The following is a 15,130-nucleotide window of genomic DNA, read 5'->3' as shown; positions in this document are numbered from 1 at the left end:
CCTCCTATAATACTTCCGGAGCTAAGGAAACAATTTTCATAAACTGTTTTTCACGAAGCTCTCTGGCAACTGGTCCAAAGATACGGGTTCCTCTTGGGGTCTTGTCATCTTTGATGATAACAGCCGCATTTTCGTCAAATTTGATATAAGAACCGTCTTTACGACGAGCACCTTTTTTCGTCCGAACTACTACAGCTTTTACCACATCGCCTTTTTTAACAACGCCGCCTGGTGTTGCATCTTTAACCGTAGCAGTGATGATATCTCCGATATTTGCATATCTTCTTGTAGAACCGCCCATAACACGGATGCAGAGGATTTCTTTTGCTCCTGTATTATCGGCTACTTTCAGTCTGCTTTCCTGTTGAATCATGCCGGTAGCCTCCTTTATTTCGCTCTTTCAATGATTTCCACAAGTCTCCATCTCTTGTCTTTGGATAAAGGCCTTGTTTCCATTACTTTCACAGTATCTCCGATTTTGCATTCGTTGTTTTCGTCATGAGCTTTTAATTTATAAGTCTTTTTTACGATTTTGTTGTAAAGAGGGTGTCTTACATTGTCTCTTACAGCAACTACGATGGTTTTATTCATCTTGTCGCTTACAACAACACCGGTACGTGTTTTTCTAAGATTTCTTTCTTCCACGATATGGGTTCTCCTTTCACGCTTCTTTTGCCTTCTCTGTGATTATCGTCTGAATCCTGGCAATATTTTTACGAACCTCTTTGATCCTTCCCGTATTATCTAACTGATTCGTTGCATTCTGGAATCTTAAATTAAAAAGTTCTTTCTTTGCAGCTACCAGCTGCTCCTGCAGGGTCTCTACGGACGCTTCTCTCAATTCATTTACATAATTACTGGTTTTCATTTGACTCACCGCCTTCTAAGTCTGCTCGTGAAACTACTTTACATTTACAGGGCAATTTATGTGTGGCAAGACGCAGTGCTTCACGCGCTGTTTCTTCCGGCACACCGGAGATTTCAAATAAAACACGTCCTGGCTTCACAACTGCTACCCAATATTCCAATGTTCCTTTTCCGGAACCCATACGGGTTTCTGCCGGTTTTGCGGTTACCGGTTTGTCCGGGAAAATTTTAATCCAGACTTTACCGCCACGCTTGATATAACGTGTCATTGCGATACGGGCTGCTTCTATCTGATTGGATTTAATCCAGCAGGGCTCTAAAGATACGATACCGTATTCTCCGTTTGTAATTTTATTACCTCTTAACGCCTTGCCTGCCATGGAACCACGGAACTGTTTACGGCGTTTTACTCTTTTTGGCATTAACATTATTTATCGCTCCCTTCCTTTGTGTCTTTTGTTGGAAGGATCTCGCCTTTGTAAATCCATACCTTTACTCCGACTTTTCCGTAAGTGGTATCTGCTTCGGCGAATCCATAGTCGATGTCTGCTCTTAATGTCTGAAGGGGAATGGTTCCCTCACTGTAAAATTCAGTACGTGCCATGTCGGCGCCGCCCAGACGTCCGGATACGGAACTCTTGATTCCCAGTGCTCCGGCTTTCATACTTCTGCCCATGCAGGATTTCATGGCTCTTCGGAAAGAAACACGGTTCTCTAACTGAAGGGCAATGTTTTCTGCTACTAACTGAGCGTCTTTGTCCGGCCGTTTTACTTCTTTGATGTCTACTACCAGTTTTTTATCTGTAAATTTCTGAAGTTCTGCCTTTACTTTTTCAATTTCAGCTCCGCCTTTTCCGATTACCACACCTGGTTTTGCGGTATAAAGGATTACCTTTACCCGGTCGGAAGCTCTCTCTATCTCAATTTTGGAAACTCCTGATGCATATAATTTCTTTTTCAGAAATGTTCTGATATTGTAGTCTTCTACCAGAAAATCCGCAAAATCACCTTCTGCATACCATTTAGAGTCCCAGTCTTTGATAATTCCAACTCTTAAACCATGAGGATTTACTTTCTGTCCCATGTTCGCCCTCCTATCTTTCATCAAGCACAATTGTAATGTGGCTCATTCTCTTTTCGATTCTGTAAGCTCTTCCCTGTGCTCTCGGTCTGACTCTCTTCATTGTTGGTCCTTTGTTTGCATAGCATTCTGCAATATAAAGATTCTCTGTGTTCATGCCGTTGTTATTTTCCGCATTGGCAATTGCAGATTTCAGCAGTTTCTCTATTACGCCGGATGCGTATCTTGGATTATACGCCAGAATTGCCAGTGCAGTCCGTACGTCTTTTCCGCGGATTGCGTCAAGTACGAAGCAGGCTTTCTGAACAGATACCCTTGCATAAGATAACTTTGCTGACGGTCTGGTATCTTTCTGCGCGTTTCTTTCTCTCTTAATTTGACTTCTGTGTCCTTTCGCCATGGGTTTGGAACCTCCTTCCTGAATCCTTAATTAACGGACTTTCGATTTCTTCTCGTCTTTTCCGTGTCCACGGTAAGTTCTTGTTGCCACGAACTCGCCCAGTTTATGTCCAACCATGTCTTCCGTTACATATACAGGCACATGCTTTCTTCCGTCATGTACTGCAAATGTATGGCCTACGAACTGTGGAAAAATCGTAGAACGGCGGGACCATGTCTTGATCACGCTTTTTTCGCCTGCTGCGTTCATGGCATCTACTTTTTTCAATAAACTTGCATCAGCAAATGGTCCTTTTTTCAGTGAACGACCCATAAATTCAACCTCCTGAATATTAATCCCGCTCTGCCGGGTATTCCCTTATTTTAAGCATTTCAGTTATTCTGATTATTTTAATGCTCTTCCGTCTCTTCTTCTTATAATGAGCTTATTGCTTGCCTTGTTTTTCTTTCTGGTCTTAAGACCCAGTGCAGGTTTGCCCCAGGGAGTAGACGGGCCCGGACGTCCGATTCCGGTCTTGCCTTCTCCACCTCCATGCGGATGGTCGTTGGGGTTCATAACAGAACCGCGTACGGTGGGTCGGATACCCATGTGACGCTTCCGTCCTGCTTTACCGATTTTTACAAGGTTGTGGTCTGTGTTTCCTACCACGCCGATAGTTGCTCTGCAGTTGATGGGCACCATTCTCATTTCGCCGGAAGGCAGTCTTAAAGTTGCATATTTGCCTTCTTTTGCCATAAGCTGAGCGCTGTTTCCTGCGGAACGTACAAGCTGTCCGCCTTTACCGGGGTGCAGTTCAATGTTGTGTACCTGCGTACCAACGGGAATGTTTTCCAGAGGCAGGCAGTTACCCACTCTTACCTCGGCTTCCGGCCCGTTCATGAGCTTCATGCCGTCGGTCAGGCCTTCCGGAGCGATAATGTATGCTTTTTCACCGTCTGCATAGCAGATCAGAGCAATGTTTGCCGTCCGGTTTGGGTCGTATTCAATTCCGATTACAGTTGCCGGAATTCCGTCTTTTTTATTTCTCTTAAAATCAATGATTCTGTATTTTCTTCTGGAGCCGCCGCCGCGATGTCTTACCGTAATTTTACCCTGATTGTTACGACCAGAACGCTTCTGTAAAGAAACCAGCAGGGATTTCTCCGGGGTTTTCTTAGTGATTTCAGCGAAATCAGAACTGGTCATATTCCTTCTGGAAGGTGTATATGGGTTATAGGTCTTAATTCCCATGATTTTTCTCCTTTCATCTTTTCACTTCATGTTCCATGATTACAGGCCTGCAAAAATCTCAATCTCCTTGCTGTCTTCTGTCAGCTGAACGATTGCTTTCTTGGTTTTGGCAGTTTTACCTGCTACCATGCCTCTCCGTTTCTTTTTGCCGCCCACGTTCAGAGTGTTTACTTTCTTCACTTTCGTACCCTCGAACATCTTTTCCACAGCTTCTTTTATCATGGATTTATTTGCTTCCGGATGTACCAGAAACGTATATTTCTTCTCGCCCATGGCGTTCATGCTTTTCTCTGTGATCACCGGCCTGAGGATTACGTCATAATATTTTATATTTGCCATTATGCATACACCTCCTCGATGGTTGCTACCGCATCTCTGGTTACTACTACGGTGTCATATTTCAAAATATCATATACATTGATGGTATTGGTCAGTGCAGTTTTTACAGCCGGAAGATTTCTTGCTGACATAACCACGTTCTGGTCATTGTCATTCAAAATCACAAGGGCTTTGTTCACTTTCAGGTTGGTCAGAATCTCTTTGAACTTTCTGGTTTTAATCTCATCCAGTTTCAGTTCGTCTACCACAATAAATTTGTTGTTATTTACTCTGGAAGTCAGTGCGGATTTCAGAGCCGCTCTCTTTTCCTTTTTATTTAATTTGAAGGAATAATCTCTTGGAACCGGAGCGAATACCACGCCGCCGCCTTTCCACTGAGGAGCACGGATGGAACCCTGTCTTGCATGTCCTGTTCCTTTCTGTCTCCATGGTTTTCTTCCGCCGCCGCGGACTTCGGAACGTGTCTTTGCTTTCTGCGTTCCCTGACGTTTGTTTGCGAGCTGCTGTACTACTGCCATGTGTACCAGATGCTCGTTGACTTCCACGCCAAACACCGCATCACTCAGCTCAAGGCTTCCAACTTCGTTGCCTTCCATATTATAAATAGCTACGTTAGCCATTGTTAAGTCCTCCTTTCATGGTACTATTTTTTTGCTGCTTTTACAGTCTCTTTGATTGTTACTAAAGATTTCTTCGGGCCCGGAACAGCACCTTTCACCAGAAGCAGATTGTTCTCAGTGTCTACTCTGACAACTTCCAGATTCTGAACAGTTACTTTTACAGCACCCATATGACCTGGCATTCCTTTGCCCTTAAATACCTTGCTCGGACTGGAACATGCACCGTTGGAACCCTGATGACGGTGGAATTTGGAACCGTGAGCCATAGGTCCTCTGTGCTGGCCATGTCGTTTAATAGCACCCTGGAATCCTTTTCCTTTGGAGATTGCAGTTGCGTCAATCTTGTCGCCTTCTGCAAAAATATCAGCTTTGATTTCATCTGCCAGATTATAGTCAGCAGCGTTCTCAAATTTAAATTCTCTTACAAATCTCTTGCCGGACACGCCTGCTTTTTCAAAATGGCCTCTTTCTGCCTTTGTTACACCGTGTCTGTTTCTGATTTCTTTCTTTCCATTGGCATCTCTGTTGACGATTCTGTCTTTCTTGTCAACAAAACCAACCTGTACTGCGCTGTATCCGTCGTTTTCCACAGTTTTCACCTGTGTTACCACACACGGGCCAGCCTGTAATACGGTAACCGGTACCAGAGCACCGTCCGTATTGAAGATTTGAGTCATTCCGACTTTGGTAGCTAAGATTGCTTTCTTCATTTCTTTACCTCCTGTTTACTCTACAGCGGAACGTTTCATACCCATGGGGCAGCGGAACCGTTCATCCTAGAACAGTCGACACTTTATATCAACCCTTCAGGACTGTTTTACTTATTCTTCATTTTAATATCAATGTACACACCTGCCGGCATCTCCAGTCTGGACAATGCGTCCACTGTCTTCTGGGTGGGTGTGATGATATCAATAAGTCTTTTATGAGTTCTCTGCTCAAACTGTTCTCTGGAATCTTTGTATTTATGAACCGCTCTTAAGATGGTTACTACTTCCCGTTTGGTGGGAAGGGGCACCGGGCCGCTCACCTGTGATCCGTTTTTCTTTACAGTTTCGATGATTTTCTTCGCAGATGCATCCACTAACTGATGGTCATATGCCTTCAGTGTGATTCTCATTACCTGACTTGCCATAAAAAAAGTCGCCTCCTTTTCGCACTTTACCTCAGTACGACAAGCGGTGACTGTACACTTCTCCGTGTGTGTCATAACTTTTACACGGCTTCTGCAATCCTGCAGATTCTATATTGTGATACAGTGACTTGTCGCCAGTTTCCTAACTTGACATTCGCTCCACGGAAAACCTGCCTTTTGAGGCAGCAACCTCGCGCTTCATCGCTATCATGCCACAGCACGTATTATTATAAAACAAAATATTTCAGAATGCAAGTGTTTTTTTCCTGTCTTTTATCATAATGTGTAACGGTTCGTAACAGGACAGACAGGTCTACGCACTTGCTGCGCTGACCGTGAGAATATGATTCAGGAGAGCAAAAATCCTATTGCGAAGCAATTTTAAATGGATTTTTGCATGTAACAGGGCAGCTTGTCTGAACTGTTACAACTATTACACATTCTCACGGACTTTGCAGCAAGTGCAAAGTCCTGGGCTGAACTCTTACTATTAAATGTACCCCTCAGCTACTACCAGGTCCACTGTCTCATCCTCAGACAGTACACAGGCAAAACACCAGCCTTTTCTTTTATACTTTTTATGAACCCAGTTCACATAATTAGCCAGAGAATTATACCTGGCTCCCCTGTCCGGTCTTCCGGGAATTACCGCCTCTCCGTCCAGAATGGCCCCTGCCAGATGGCATCTGCCTTTTGCATCTGCTACAATTGCTCCGTCAACTGCAGAAATTCCCATTATTTTATCTCTGTTCTTTTTCTGTAACATGGGGAATGGTTCCATCTGATATGCCCGCTTATTCTTTACCAGACGCTCGCTCTCTTTTTTCAGCATATTCCAGCTCATAAACACAATGGAGGTTCCATGTTTCTGTTCTTTCAGCATGTCCACAATTTTCTTTACGATATCTTCTTTTATGTTCCACTCCGGACGCCTGTTTATCAGAGAATCCAATTCCTTCTGCCACCTCTCATCTTTTTCTCCCCCTTCCAGCGCTGGAATTCTGTATTTTCCCTCGCGGTACTCAAATAATACCTGATTATCTTCCAGTACTTCCCAGCTTAAATGCCCTTTAAAAGCAACAGAAATTGCCGGCAATTCTGAAGATTTCTTTGAAAGAATTCCTGTAACGTTGTACGTTTCTTCTTCTTTTGACAGAAGCAGCCCTCCGCTGCTTCCGGACATCTCCATCATTTTCCGAATCGCCCGTGTATTTTCCGGCAAAAGTTTCCATTCTCCAGATTCTCCGGATTCTTTCTCTTTGACAAATACGAGTTCTCCCCGCTGTTCCGGACACCCAAAATACATTCTGGTTTCCACCATTCTCTGCTCGTATTTCTGAGCAGATATCTGTATCAGCAGTTCCGGCGCCGGAAGCTCCTTCTCTCTTATCATCTTTTTTACAAACCGGTCAACCAGCCATTCCCGCTCCAGCATTTCTCCCATAAGCGCTTTCAACAGTCCGCTTTCACCGGACTCCCCGGAATCTGCCAGATGTTCTTCCAATACTTCCAGATGCAGCAGATTTGTAAAGCGTTTTTCCAGTTCTTCCAGTATCATTTCCAGAAAATACTGCAGCGTCCTGTCCGGACTTTCCCCGCGAAACAGCCATCCTGCCTTCGTTTTCTTTTCCTCTGCTGTCAGGCGCGCGTCATCCCATTCTGTTCTCCTGCCGCTGCAAATAACAGCTTCTTTTGGACTCATACCCAGATAAAATTCCAACTCTGCATTGGATGGAAATTTTTTAAATTCCTGCCTGAGCCGTTTCATAAAAAATCCGCAAAATACTTCTCCTGTATTCCCTTCCTCATGCATACTCCCGTTCTTCTGTCTCCTCTCCCTTTTTCTGAATCTCCTCCTGCAGACATTGCTTATATCTGTCTATGTACTCCTGCATATCCCAAACCAGTTCTTCTGCATTTTCCCGGCTCTTACGATAAATATCCATCAGCTGCTCCTGTTCCCTTTTCAGTTCAGACTGTTCCCCGTTTTGCCCCTCCAGGGCTTCCTGAAAACTTGCTTTGCACTTCAGAAGATAAGCCGCAATACATTCCAGAACCTTGCTGTCCAAAAATGCATCCACTGTTTTATAAGGAAAATCTATTGTGCAGCTGCTTTCTTCTCCAAAATATCTGTCCAGAAAGCTTCTGATATTCACAGCCATCTCTTTCAGACCCGGATTGTTCCCTGCAGCAACCTTTTCCCACTCCATATCTGTCCAGCAATACCCTTTTTCGCTGTTCCCGTTATACATACAACATGCCACCAGACCGCTTCGGATTACCATTTCCGCAGGAATCTCCCAGTCCTGCCTCCCCTGGTCAGAAGCACTTTTCCAGACAGCATACAGATAATCCTCCAGAGATAATTCCAGCGTCAGGATAGCAACCAGATCAGCCTCGCATTCTTTGAAAAAGCTCATCATCATATCAATGGCCTGTTCTACTGAAAAACGGTCTTCATCCCAAAGGAAAACCCTGTTTACTTTTTTGGCAACATCTCCCTGCTTTTCAGAGAACGCTCTCTGCTTTCTGGCTGCCTGCGATACACCCTGTTCTACCCAGCGCAGATACTCTGTTTCCCCCAGATACCCAAACAACTCCTCTCTTTTATAAATCAGCACCTGGTCCACACTGTCCAGTAAAATTTCTTTGAGCCAATGAGTATAATACCGGTACATCTGATGTCTGTTGTAATGAACATTCAGCTCTTCCTCTTTTTCCACACGGAATCTGTATTTTTTCAACGTCTCTTTATCTTCCCAATATGCTATCTGGGCCCTGAGAAATTTATCCAGCCTTTGTTCAAATACACGCCAGTATGTTTCGTTCTGAATTTCTGCGTATTCTTCCCTCAATTCCACTTTAAAAAATTTTGCTGTGATATTAGCCACAATTTTAACAGCACAGTCATACCGATATTCTCTGTTGCGAACCGTCTGTCCCACAAAATGCCCCACTTCATGGCTCAGCATAATCAGCATAAGTTTCATATCATAAATCTGATTTTCCGGTATACTGACGAAAAACAGCCTCTTATTTTCAGACATGTTTTTAAACAGTTCCCGTACCTGAACATTACTGACAACCCCCAGACTGGTGAGGAATTCATATTCGTGTTCTGGTGTGTTCTCTTCCCCTGTTTTGCCCAGAAATCTTTTCATATAGTAAAGAAAGGCATTATAAAATGCATTGAGACGTACCGGAGCATTATATATTCTGATATCCAAATCAAGCGACTGTGTGAACTGCCTGTCTGAGCGCACGGAATTCTGAACGCAGAGATTCAGGCTTTTCACAAATTCATAAAAAGCATTATAAAAATGAAGATTATTGATATTCCCGGCCTCTCCCGCAATCTGCAGTACCATATGTACGGGCAGATACATGGAATAGTATATATAATCCTGAACAGGTGTATTTTCAAACTTCTGCAATGCATTGGTAATCTGATACAGATACCGTTCCAATGTTCCGGCAGAAAATCCTTCCTGAGTTTCTCTGACTTTGTAAATCAATCCCCTGAGTTTTTCTCCCAGTTTCCGGCAGGCTTCCTGAAAAGGAGTCTCAGAAATTTTTCCGGGACTTTCCCAGGAAATTTGCAGGGCTTCTTCATCATTCTGAATACCGGTTATAATCGTCGTAAGCCCGATAAAAGAATCTCTGTATTCCGGGCAGCTGTGATTCAGCCTGCCATTCTCATCCTGAAAAAATGTCAGAAAATCATACCATGACATATCTTCTATAATCATCACTTCATCGTTACAGCCCAGAATGGATTCTTTTCTCACAAGTTTAGCACATTTTTCATCCATTTTCTCCCTGATATATTCAATGCTTCCGGGCTGACGTTCAATTGCATAAATATAAACGCGCCCCACTCTTTTTTCCTGCAGCCGTTTTATCCCGGAACTGTTCAAAAATTTTTTCTGCACGGCAGAAACCGTATAACTATAGGATAATTTTATCCCAATCTCCCTTAACAGAGATTCATCCTCTTTACGATGGAATCCGTCAATCAGGACTGCTCCGTCTTCATATTCACGACATAAAAGAATCAGAAGCATGCTGCTGTTATCAAGGGTCAGATATGTAATAGCCTGTCTCCTGCCTTCTTCCGATAAATTTTCTTCCAGCTTCCTCCTGTGGTTAATCCCCGCCCTGTCTTTCTCCATTGTACCCTGAATTAAAACAACAAAAATAAAGGGGTATTCCGTCCCCTTATCCAACGCTTCTTTCCAGAATTTATTATCATAATCTCCGTTATCTTCCTCACTTCGGAAGCCATATATGATCTGAGCCGAATATCGTCCGTCCAGTTCCTGCATCTGGTTCACATCATAATCCCAGAGCCTTTCCAGAGAACACTGGCCCTCCTGAAAAATATTCTCTCCTACTTTAACTCCATCAAAGTAACCAAAAGCTATGTATTGCCATTTGTCATGCGGTTTATCATCCGGAGGCAAAAAATCATTGTACAAAACAATTGGCCTGCATATATTATAAGCCATCCCCACTTCCCCTTATCCCTTCTGTATCTTACTTTGACGCGCATGAGCGGATTGCCTAGCAATAAGTTTTATCTCCGCAAGCTGCGCATCTTAATTTTTATTCTATAGGAAAGATACTTTCACGCATTATCGTGACAAGTATCTTTCCTATAGAACAAAAAAAGCCCTGTTTAGGGCTGATTTTGCTAATATCTGATCTTTCTGAGATTTCCATAAGACGTATAATCCACCCCCGGCTGCCTTCCTCTCGGCAGGGCCTCTGCATTCTCTTCTGATATATCCTGCTGTTTTGCAGCCTTCAGAAAACTGCTGATGGGATCCTTCTCATTCAATCCATACATAATCCGGGTAGACTTCTCTATGTCAAGCGTTCCCCGTGCGAATCTTTCCTCCATAATTCCCCTCCGAACTTTACAATGCTGTCATTTTAGTATATGCAGCTGCCATAAAAATAGCCTTCCAAATAAAGGAAAGTAACACAGGCAAAATGCTAAATAGCTTGTCCTCTTTTGCTTTTTGTTGTGACTGCTGTAGCCTGATTCTATCACATATTTTTTCATATGTCAATTAATTTCCACATATTTCCATATCTGACATAAAAATTATGTAACAGCTTATGAGCAAAGCCGGCATTAACCTTTACAATCCATCACCGAAATCCATTCCTCCGGATAAAACTGCTGCAGAACCTCTTCCTGTCTGTCCTCTGCGGACTCCGGCAGTTTTTTCCCGGACTGAACATTGTCTCTGACTCCCGTGGGCTGTCCCGGATTTTCCTGTTCCTGCGCCTGTTCCACTTCCGGCTTGTTCATGGCCTTCGGGTCTTCTCTGGCGTCCTGTATGGCTGCTTTTACCGCTTCACCCAGAAGTTCTCCGAACTGGGGATTCTTCTTTGTGACTTCCGCAACCTGCTGATAGGCCTGCTGTACAATGGTCTGCTGTTCTTCTTTGGAAGAAGCCTGCTGCAGAGCATGTCTGATTCGTTCTCCTTCTTTTCGGGCAAGCTCCGCCATCTGAGCAAGCTGGGGATTCATCCGCCGTAATAATTCCCGTTCCTCCGGCGTTACCGACTCACCTCTTGCGATTCTTTTTGCTATCTGCAGAATCTTTCTGGCGTCCCGTTCGTTCTCGTCCACTTCCTTTGGCTCCAGCAATTTCTGCAGGACTGATTTTTTATTATCATCTGTCTCCGCTCCGGTCAGATTGCGTATTACCTGATTGACGTCTACCAGCAAATCTCCGTTTCTTCTCTTTGCAGTTCCCGTTTGCGGATTCGTAATATTCAGATTCATTCTCATTCCTCCCGTCTGGCTGATACAATGCTTCTCTGACAGTTATATCGGCAAGTCGGCGGAATCAGGCCACTATCCTGTCCAGCCGATAAGCTGTTTTTTCTTTTTCCCGTAATAAATCAACCCCACTGCGTCTGCCAGAAACCATCCAATGGGAACGGACCACCAGATTCCCGTTACTCCAAAAGCCGGCACTGCGGAAAGCACATAGGCCAGCACCACCCGCGTGCCAAGGGAAATCACTGTGAGCACTACGGACATTCCCGGCTTTCCCAACGCCCGGTACAGGCCGTACAGCAGAAACAGGCATCCGATTCCGCAATAAAAGACGCCTTCAATCCGCAGATACCGGACTCCTTCCATGATCACTTCTGTTTCTGACGTCTCAACAAACAGTGCCATCAGGGGCCGGGCAAAAACCCATACAAACACTGAAACCACAATACAAAAGGCCATAGATGTAATCATCGCTCCTTTCAGGCCTTTCCGGATACGTTCTTCCTGCCTGGCTCCATAATTCTGTGCAAGGAAGGTGGAACATGCATTGCCGAAATCCTGCACCGGCATGTAGGCAAAGGCATCAATTTTCACTGCTGCTGCAAAAGCCGCCATAATCACAGGACCAAAACTGTTCACCAACCCCTGCACCATGAGAATACCAAGGTTCATCACCGACTGCTGTACGCAGGTCAGTATGGAAAACCCTGCAATTTCCCGCACACATTCCAGCCGAACGTTCCAGAATCTCCGGACGGCCCGCAACTGAGGGCACCGCCACATCCCGTACAGCACAATTCCAATGCCGGAAATATACTGGGAAATTACGGTGGCTCTGGCTGCTCCGGCTGCTCCCTGGCCAAGCTGCAGCACAAACCACAGATCCAGCAAAATATTCAGCACCGAAGATGCTGCCAGAAACACCAGCGGCACCAGGGAGTTTCCTACCGCCCGCAGAAAAGAAGCCACGTAATTATACAGAAATGTGGCTGTAATTCCCCGGAAAATAACCGCCAGATATTCCCGCATATACCCCCATACCTCATCGGGAACCTGTAAAAATATACGGATTCCGTCCAGGCAGGCAAATGATATCAGATTCAGCAAAACAGTCAGTATTCCTATCAGTACAAAGGATGCTCGGATACTTTCCGCAAGCCCCTGTTCATCCCGTCGGCCAAAACGAATGGAAAATACTGCTCCGCTCCCCATACAAAGTCCCAGGAGAATGGAAGTCAGAAATGTCATCAGCGTAAAGGCAGAGCCTACCGCTGCCAGCGCGTTGCTTCCCAGAAATTTTCCCACAATCAGCGTATCCGCCACATTATAGCACTGCTGTAACAGATTTCCCAGAATCATGGGAACCGCAAATTTCAGCATGGAGGCCATTATGGGCCCTCTGGTCAGATCCCGGTCCATTCCTTTTCATCCTTTCCGGCATGTTTTTCCGCCCACAAAAACATACCGATTCCCAGAATCAGAATAAAAATGGAGATGAGCTGGGATGTGGACAGGAATCCAAAAGTTCCCCGGTAATCATTCCGCAGCATTTCTATTACAAATCTTCCAATACTGTAAAGTATACAGTAAACAGCCGATATTTTTCCCTTTTTCGGCTTTTTTTTCGCATATGCCATCAGCAAAAATGCCATGGCAAAATCTCCAATACTGGAATAAATCTGGGTTGGAATCAGTTTCACTCCGTTGGGCGCATAATCTGACTGCCAGTACTGAATACTGAGCAGGGAATCTGTCTCTCTTCCATAACAGCATCCGGCAAAAAAGCAGCCGATTCGTCCGCAGCCCTGAGCAAAGGCCACCGCCGGCAGCACCAAATCCAGATAAGACAGAAAATCCACTTTTTTATAACGGCAATAGCCCCATCCGGCCACTACTCCGCCGATAATTCCTCCGTACACTACCCATCCGTTCTGAAAATTCCAGAGAATGGACGGGTCTTTCAAAATATCCCGAAAGCTCACAGTATAGTAAAGAAGTTTACTGCCTGCTGCTCCCCCCAGTACGGCACACCAGAAGATTCCAAACAGAATATCCGGGTTCAGCCCCTGCTTTCTGGCACGCTTTTCACTGATAATCAGTGCGCTCATGTAACCGATTGCCACCATAATACCATACAGGTGTATGGTCAGGGGGCCAATGTGAATATCATTAATCATAATTTCCTCCAGTTTTACATTTGTTGTATAATCCTCATTCATACTCAGTCTATTGTAACAAACTTATCCGTATCTGTGAACCATTTTTATTGTATCCGACCTGCCAGTTTCTGTTTATACATATTATATAGGAAATATTTCAGGATTTTTGTGGGACTGCCACATGGATTCAGACTGACATCCGAAAGAAAAACAGCACACGTACCAGCTCTTTTTGCCTGTCAATCCACACTTCGTCCGCATGTAAAAACATGCCGGCAAACATTTTGCGGATTTCCTTCACCGTATCTTCCACAAAAAACATCTGTCCTGTTGTAAACTCAATGGTAGAATATGCCTTATTGTCCGTGTCTATTTCCAGATTCAAGTCCAGGATTCCGGCCAGCAACAGAGCGTATTTACAAAATTTTTTGAATTGAGCCTTTTTCCCTTCATCCTGCTCCAGACTTCTTTTTTCTTCCCTTTCTCTGGCACATTTTATACAGGATTCTATCTCCTGTTTTGCTTTTCTTTCATCCCTGGCTATTTCTTCCGGTGTTTTACGGGCTTTTTCTTCCTGATGCCTTGCTAAAATTTCTTCCAGTTCTTTTTGAGCCAAATCATAGTAATTTCTGGTGATTTTCATATTTTACCCCTTATCTCTTTTTTCTTAAACATGCACCTCTTTGTATAGTGAATCTCTTTATAGTGAATTATATTTTATGACCTCATTATATATAATTGCAGTATTAAAGTAAAGAGGAAAACCTATGGATTATGGAAAACTGGAACTTCGCATTAATGAACTTTTAAAAGCAAAAGGTATTTCAAAGAATCAAATTTGCAAAAACTTGAATATTCCCCGTTCCAATTTTAATCGTTACTGTAAAAATGATTTTCAACGACTGGACGCTGCTTTGCTCTGCAAATTATGCTATTATCTGGATGTGGAAATCGGTGAACTTATCAATTATCTGCCACCGGAGCAGGGAGATTGACGAATGGAAATACTCGGTATGGGTGAAAGATTGCCTTTCCGACCGGGAGCTGGACTCCATTGCTGAAATTATTTCTATTTTTAAAGAAAAGAACCGCCAGGAACAGTAAAAACAAAATCCTTGCAATAATTTCACCTGTATGCTATAGTAAAGACATCAAAAGGAGCAACCGCCCATATAGTGGTTAGCCTCCATGTAGCTTTATAAGCCTACCAGCACCGGCTAAGTGACAAGGTAGGCTTATTTATTTTCGCTTGTTGTTCCTATCTATATAGGCAAGCAATGAAATGAGAAAAGTACCACCCAAAATCATCAGGCTCAATACTTCATATGTACTCATATCCACCACCTCCCTCTTTCCTTATTTCCCATGATGGGATTCGTGCCGAATAGCACAATGGCGAATGCCATTTCAGAAAGGCGGGAGGCTTTCCACCCTGTAACACGATTACTCCTGTTCAGAATATACCATATCCTGACATCGTTTGCAAACACATCTTCCCGGTT

The 15,130-nt window shown here is 44.0% G+C and carries 21 protein-coding genes; 1 reads left to right on the top strand and 20 read right to left on the bottom strand.

The window, feature by feature from the left end:
* Positions 1–4 precede the first annotated feature (4 nt).
* The 19 genes from rplN to VSQ32_18340 all read right to left on the bottom strand — a co-directional run bounded on the left by rplN (position 5) and on the right by VSQ32_18340 (position 14,271).
* Positions 5–373 (bottom strand): 50S ribosomal protein L14, encoded by a 369-nt coding sequence (gene rplN / locus VSQ32_18430; GenBank protein MEH2944767.1) that lies wholly within the window; start codon positions 371–373, stop codon positions 5–7.
* Between the two features lie 14 nt (positions 374–387).
* Complete coding sequence (rpsQ, locus tag VSQ32_18425) at positions 388–645, bottom strand: 30S ribosomal protein S17 (protein MEH2944766.1); 258 nt, start codon at positions 643–645, stop codon at positions 388–390.
* 16 nt (positions 646–661) lie between these two features.
* Positions 662–868, bottom strand: coding sequence for a 50S ribosomal protein L29 (rpmC, locus tag VSQ32_18420; protein ID MEH2944765.1), 207 nt, complete (start codon positions 866–868; stop codon positions 662–664).
* A complete protein-coding gene (gene rplP, locus VSQ32_18415) occupies positions 855–1,295 on the bottom strand; it encodes a 50S ribosomal protein L16 (GenBank protein ID MEH2944764.1) in 441 nt (146 codons plus the stop codon). The genes rpmC and rplP overlap by 14 nt, the downstream gene beginning before the upstream one ends.
* The gene (gene rpsC, locus VSQ32_18410) at positions 1,295–1,951 is read right to left on the bottom strand and encodes a 30S ribosomal protein S3 (protein ID MEH2944763.1); all 657 of its coding nucleotides are present in this window, start codon (positions 1,949–1,951) and stop codon (positions 1,295–1,297) included. The genes rplP and rpsC overlap by 1 nt, the downstream gene beginning before the upstream one ends.
* Before the next feature lie 10 nt (positions 1,952–1,961).
* A complete protein-coding gene (gene rplV, locus VSQ32_18405) occupies positions 1,962–2,348 on the bottom strand; it encodes a 50S ribosomal protein L22 (GenBank protein MEH2944762.1) in 387 nt (128 codons plus the stop codon).
* A 30-nt stretch (positions 2,349–2,378) separates the two neighbouring features.
* The gene (gene rpsS / locus VSQ32_18400; GenBank protein ID MEH2944761.1) at positions 2,379–2,660 is read right to left on the bottom strand and encodes a 30S ribosomal protein S19; all 282 of its coding nucleotides are present in this window, start codon (positions 2,658–2,660) and stop codon (positions 2,379–2,381) included.
* A gap of 72 nt (positions 2,661–2,732) precedes the next feature.
* The gene (gene rplB, locus VSQ32_18395) at positions 2,733–3,578 is read right to left on the bottom strand and encodes a 50S ribosomal protein L2 (protein MEH2944760.1); all 846 of its coding nucleotides are present in this window, start codon (positions 3,576–3,578) and stop codon (positions 2,733–2,735) included.
* A gap of 39 nt (positions 3,579–3,617) precedes the next feature.
* Positions 3,618–3,917 (bottom strand): 50S ribosomal protein L23, encoded by a 300-nt coding sequence (gene rplW, locus VSQ32_18390; protein ID MEH2944759.1) that lies wholly within the window; start codon positions 3,915–3,917, stop codon positions 3,618–3,620.
* A complete protein-coding gene (rplD, locus tag VSQ32_18385; GenBank protein ID MEH2944758.1) occupies positions 3,917–4,537 on the bottom strand; it encodes a 50S ribosomal protein L4 in 621 nt (206 codons plus the stop codon). The genes rplW and rplD overlap by 1 nt, the downstream gene beginning before the upstream one ends.
* A 23-nt stretch (positions 4,538–4,560) precedes the next feature.
* Positions 4,561–5,247, bottom strand: a complete 687-nt coding sequence (gene rplC, locus VSQ32_18380; GenBank protein MEH2944757.1) for a 50S ribosomal protein L3 — start codon at positions 5,245–5,247, stop codon at positions 4,561–4,563.
* 107 nt (positions 5,248–5,354) lie between these two features.
* The gene (gene rpsJ, locus VSQ32_18375) at positions 5,355–5,672 is read right to left on the bottom strand and encodes a 30S ribosomal protein S10 (GenBank protein MEH2944756.1); all 318 of its coding nucleotides are present in this window, start codon (positions 5,670–5,672) and stop codon (positions 5,355–5,357) included.
* A gap of 490 nt (positions 5,673–6,162) precedes the next feature.
* The gene (locus VSQ32_18370) at positions 6,163–7,440 is read right to left on the bottom strand and encodes a hypothetical protein (protein MEH2944755.1); all 1,278 of its coding nucleotides are present in this window, start codon (positions 7,438–7,440) and stop codon (positions 6,163–6,165) included.
* A gap of 37 nt (positions 7,441–7,477) precedes the next feature.
* Positions 7,478–10,180 carry a hypothetical protein gene (locus VSQ32_18365; GenBank protein ID MEH2944754.1) on the bottom strand — a complete coding sequence of 901 codons (2,703 nt, stop codon included), beginning with the start codon at positions 10,178–10,180 and terminating at the stop codon, positions 7,478–7,480.
* Positions 10,181–10,365: 185 nt separating this feature from the next.
* The gene (locus tag VSQ32_18360; GenBank protein MEH2944753.1) at positions 10,366–10,575 is read right to left on the bottom strand and encodes a hypothetical protein; all 210 of its coding nucleotides are present in this window, start codon (positions 10,573–10,575) and stop codon (positions 10,366–10,368) included.
* A 237-nt stretch (positions 10,576–10,812) separates the two neighbouring features.
* A complete protein-coding gene (locus tag VSQ32_18355; GenBank protein ID MEH2944752.1) occupies positions 10,813–11,472 on the bottom strand; it encodes a hypothetical protein in 660 nt (219 codons plus the stop codon).
* A 72-nt stretch (positions 11,473–11,544) separates the two neighbouring features.
* On the bottom strand, positions 11,545–12,888 hold the full coding sequence (locus tag VSQ32_18350) for an MATE family efflux transporter (GenBank protein ID MEH2944751.1): 1,344 nt from the start codon (positions 12,886–12,888) through the stop codon (positions 11,545–11,547).
* Positions 12,873–13,646: a prolipoprotein diacylglyceryl transferase gene (gene lgt, locus VSQ32_18345; GenBank protein ID MEH2944750.1), complete on the bottom strand. Its 774-nt coding sequence runs from the start codon at positions 13,644–13,646 to the stop codon at positions 12,873–12,875. Before lgt ends, VSQ32_18350 begins: the two co-directional genes overlap by 16 nt.
* A 169-nt stretch (positions 13,647–13,815) precedes the next feature.
* Complete coding sequence (locus VSQ32_18340; protein MEH2944749.1) at positions 13,816–14,271, bottom strand: hypothetical protein; 456 nt, start codon at positions 14,269–14,271, stop codon at positions 13,816–13,818.
* 124 nt (positions 14,272–14,395) lie between these two features.
* Here VSQ32_18340 and VSQ32_18335 point away from each other — a divergent pair, with 124 nt between their 5' ends.
* Positions 14,396–14,623: a helix-turn-helix transcriptional regulator gene (locus tag VSQ32_18335; protein MEH2944748.1), complete on the top strand. Its 228-nt coding sequence runs from the start codon at positions 14,396–14,398 to the stop codon at positions 14,621–14,623.
* Positions 14,624–14,867: 244 nt separating this feature from the next.
* On the opposite strand, the gene VSQ32_18330 is transcribed toward VSQ32_18335, so the two are convergent.
* The gene (locus VSQ32_18330) at positions 14,868–14,963 is read right to left on the bottom strand and encodes a putative holin-like toxin (protein ID MEH2944747.1); all 96 of its coding nucleotides are present in this window, start codon (positions 14,961–14,963) and stop codon (positions 14,868–14,870) included.
* Positions 14,964–15,130: the final 167 nt, after the last annotated feature.

This window comes from Lachnospiraceae bacterium JLR.KK002 (genome assembly GCA_036941025.1).
In the GTDB taxonomy this organism is placed as follows: Bacteria; Bacillota; Clostridia; order Lachnospirales; family Lachnospiraceae; genus Petralouisia.
The sequence above is the reverse complement of the archived record's forward strand: the minus strand, read 5'-3'. Positions and strand labels throughout refer to the sequence as shown.

Coding starts and splice junctions, on each gene's coding strand:
- lgt (MEH2944750.1), bottom strand. CDS start 13,646: ATGATTAATGATATTCACATTGGCCCCCTGACCATACACCTGTATGGT.
- VSQ32_18330 (MEH2944747.1), bottom strand. CDS start 14,963: ATGAGTACATATGAAGTATTGAGCCTGATGATTTTGGGTGGTACTTTT.
- VSQ32_18350 (MEH2944751.1), bottom strand. CDS start 12,888: ATGGACCGGGATCTGACCAGAGGGCCCATAATGGCCTCCATGCTGAAA.
- rpmC (MEH2944765.1), bottom strand. CDS start 868: ATGAAAACCAGTAATTATGTAAATGAATTGAGAGAAGCGTCCGTAGAG.
- rplN (MEH2944767.1), bottom strand. CDS start 373: ATGATTCAACAGGAAAGCAGACTGAAAGTAGCCGATAATACAGGAGCA.
- VSQ32_18335 (MEH2944748.1), top strand. CDS start 14,396: ATGGATTATGGAAAACTGGAACTTCGCATTAATGAACTTTTAAAAGCA.
- rplD (MEH2944758.1), bottom strand. CDS start 4,537: ATGGCTAACGTAGCTATTTATAATATGGAAGGCAACGAAGTTGGAAGC.
- VSQ32_18360 (MEH2944753.1), bottom strand. CDS start 10,575: ATGGAGGAAAGATTCGCACGGGGAACGCTTGACATAGAGAAGTCTACC.
- rplB (MEH2944760.1), bottom strand. CDS start 3,578: ATGGGAATTAAGACCTATAACCCATATACACCTTCCAGAAGGAATATG.
- VSQ32_18365 (MEH2944754.1), bottom strand. CDS start 10,180: ATGGCTTATAATATATGCAGGCCAATTGTTTTGTACAATGATTTTTTG.
- rpsJ (MEH2944756.1), bottom strand. CDS start 5,672: ATGGCAAGTCAGGTAATGAGAATCACACTGAAGGCATATGACCATCAG.
- rplV (MEH2944762.1), bottom strand. CDS start 2,348: ATGGCGAAAGGACACAGAAGTCAAATTAAGAGAGAAAGAAACGCGCAG.
- VSQ32_18355 (MEH2944752.1), bottom strand. CDS start 11,472: ATGAATCTGAATATTACGAATCCGCAAACGGGAACTGCAAAGAGAAGA.
- rplP (MEH2944764.1), bottom strand. CDS start 1,295: ATGTTAATGCCAAAAAGAGTAAAACGCCGTAAACAGTTCCGTGGTTCC.
- rplC (MEH2944757.1), bottom strand. CDS start 5,247: ATGAAGAAAGCAATCTTAGCTACCAAAGTCGGAATGACTCAAATCTTC.
- rpsS (MEH2944761.1), bottom strand. CDS start 2,660: ATGGGTCGTTCACTGAAAAAAGGACCATTTGCTGATGCAAGTTTATTG.
- rpsC (MEH2944763.1), bottom strand. CDS start 1,951: ATGGGACAGAAAGTAAATCCTCATGGTTTAAGAGTTGGAATTATCAAA.
- VSQ32_18370 (MEH2944755.1), bottom strand. CDS start 7,440: ATGAAACGGCTCAGGCAGGAATTTAAAAAATTTCCATCCAATGCAGAG.
- VSQ32_18340 (MEH2944749.1), bottom strand. CDS start 14,271: ATGAAAATCACCAGAAATTACTATGATTTGGCTCAAAAAGAACTGGAA.
- rplW (MEH2944759.1), bottom strand. CDS start 3,917: ATGGCAAATATAAAATATTATGACGTAATCCTCAGGCCGGTGATCACA.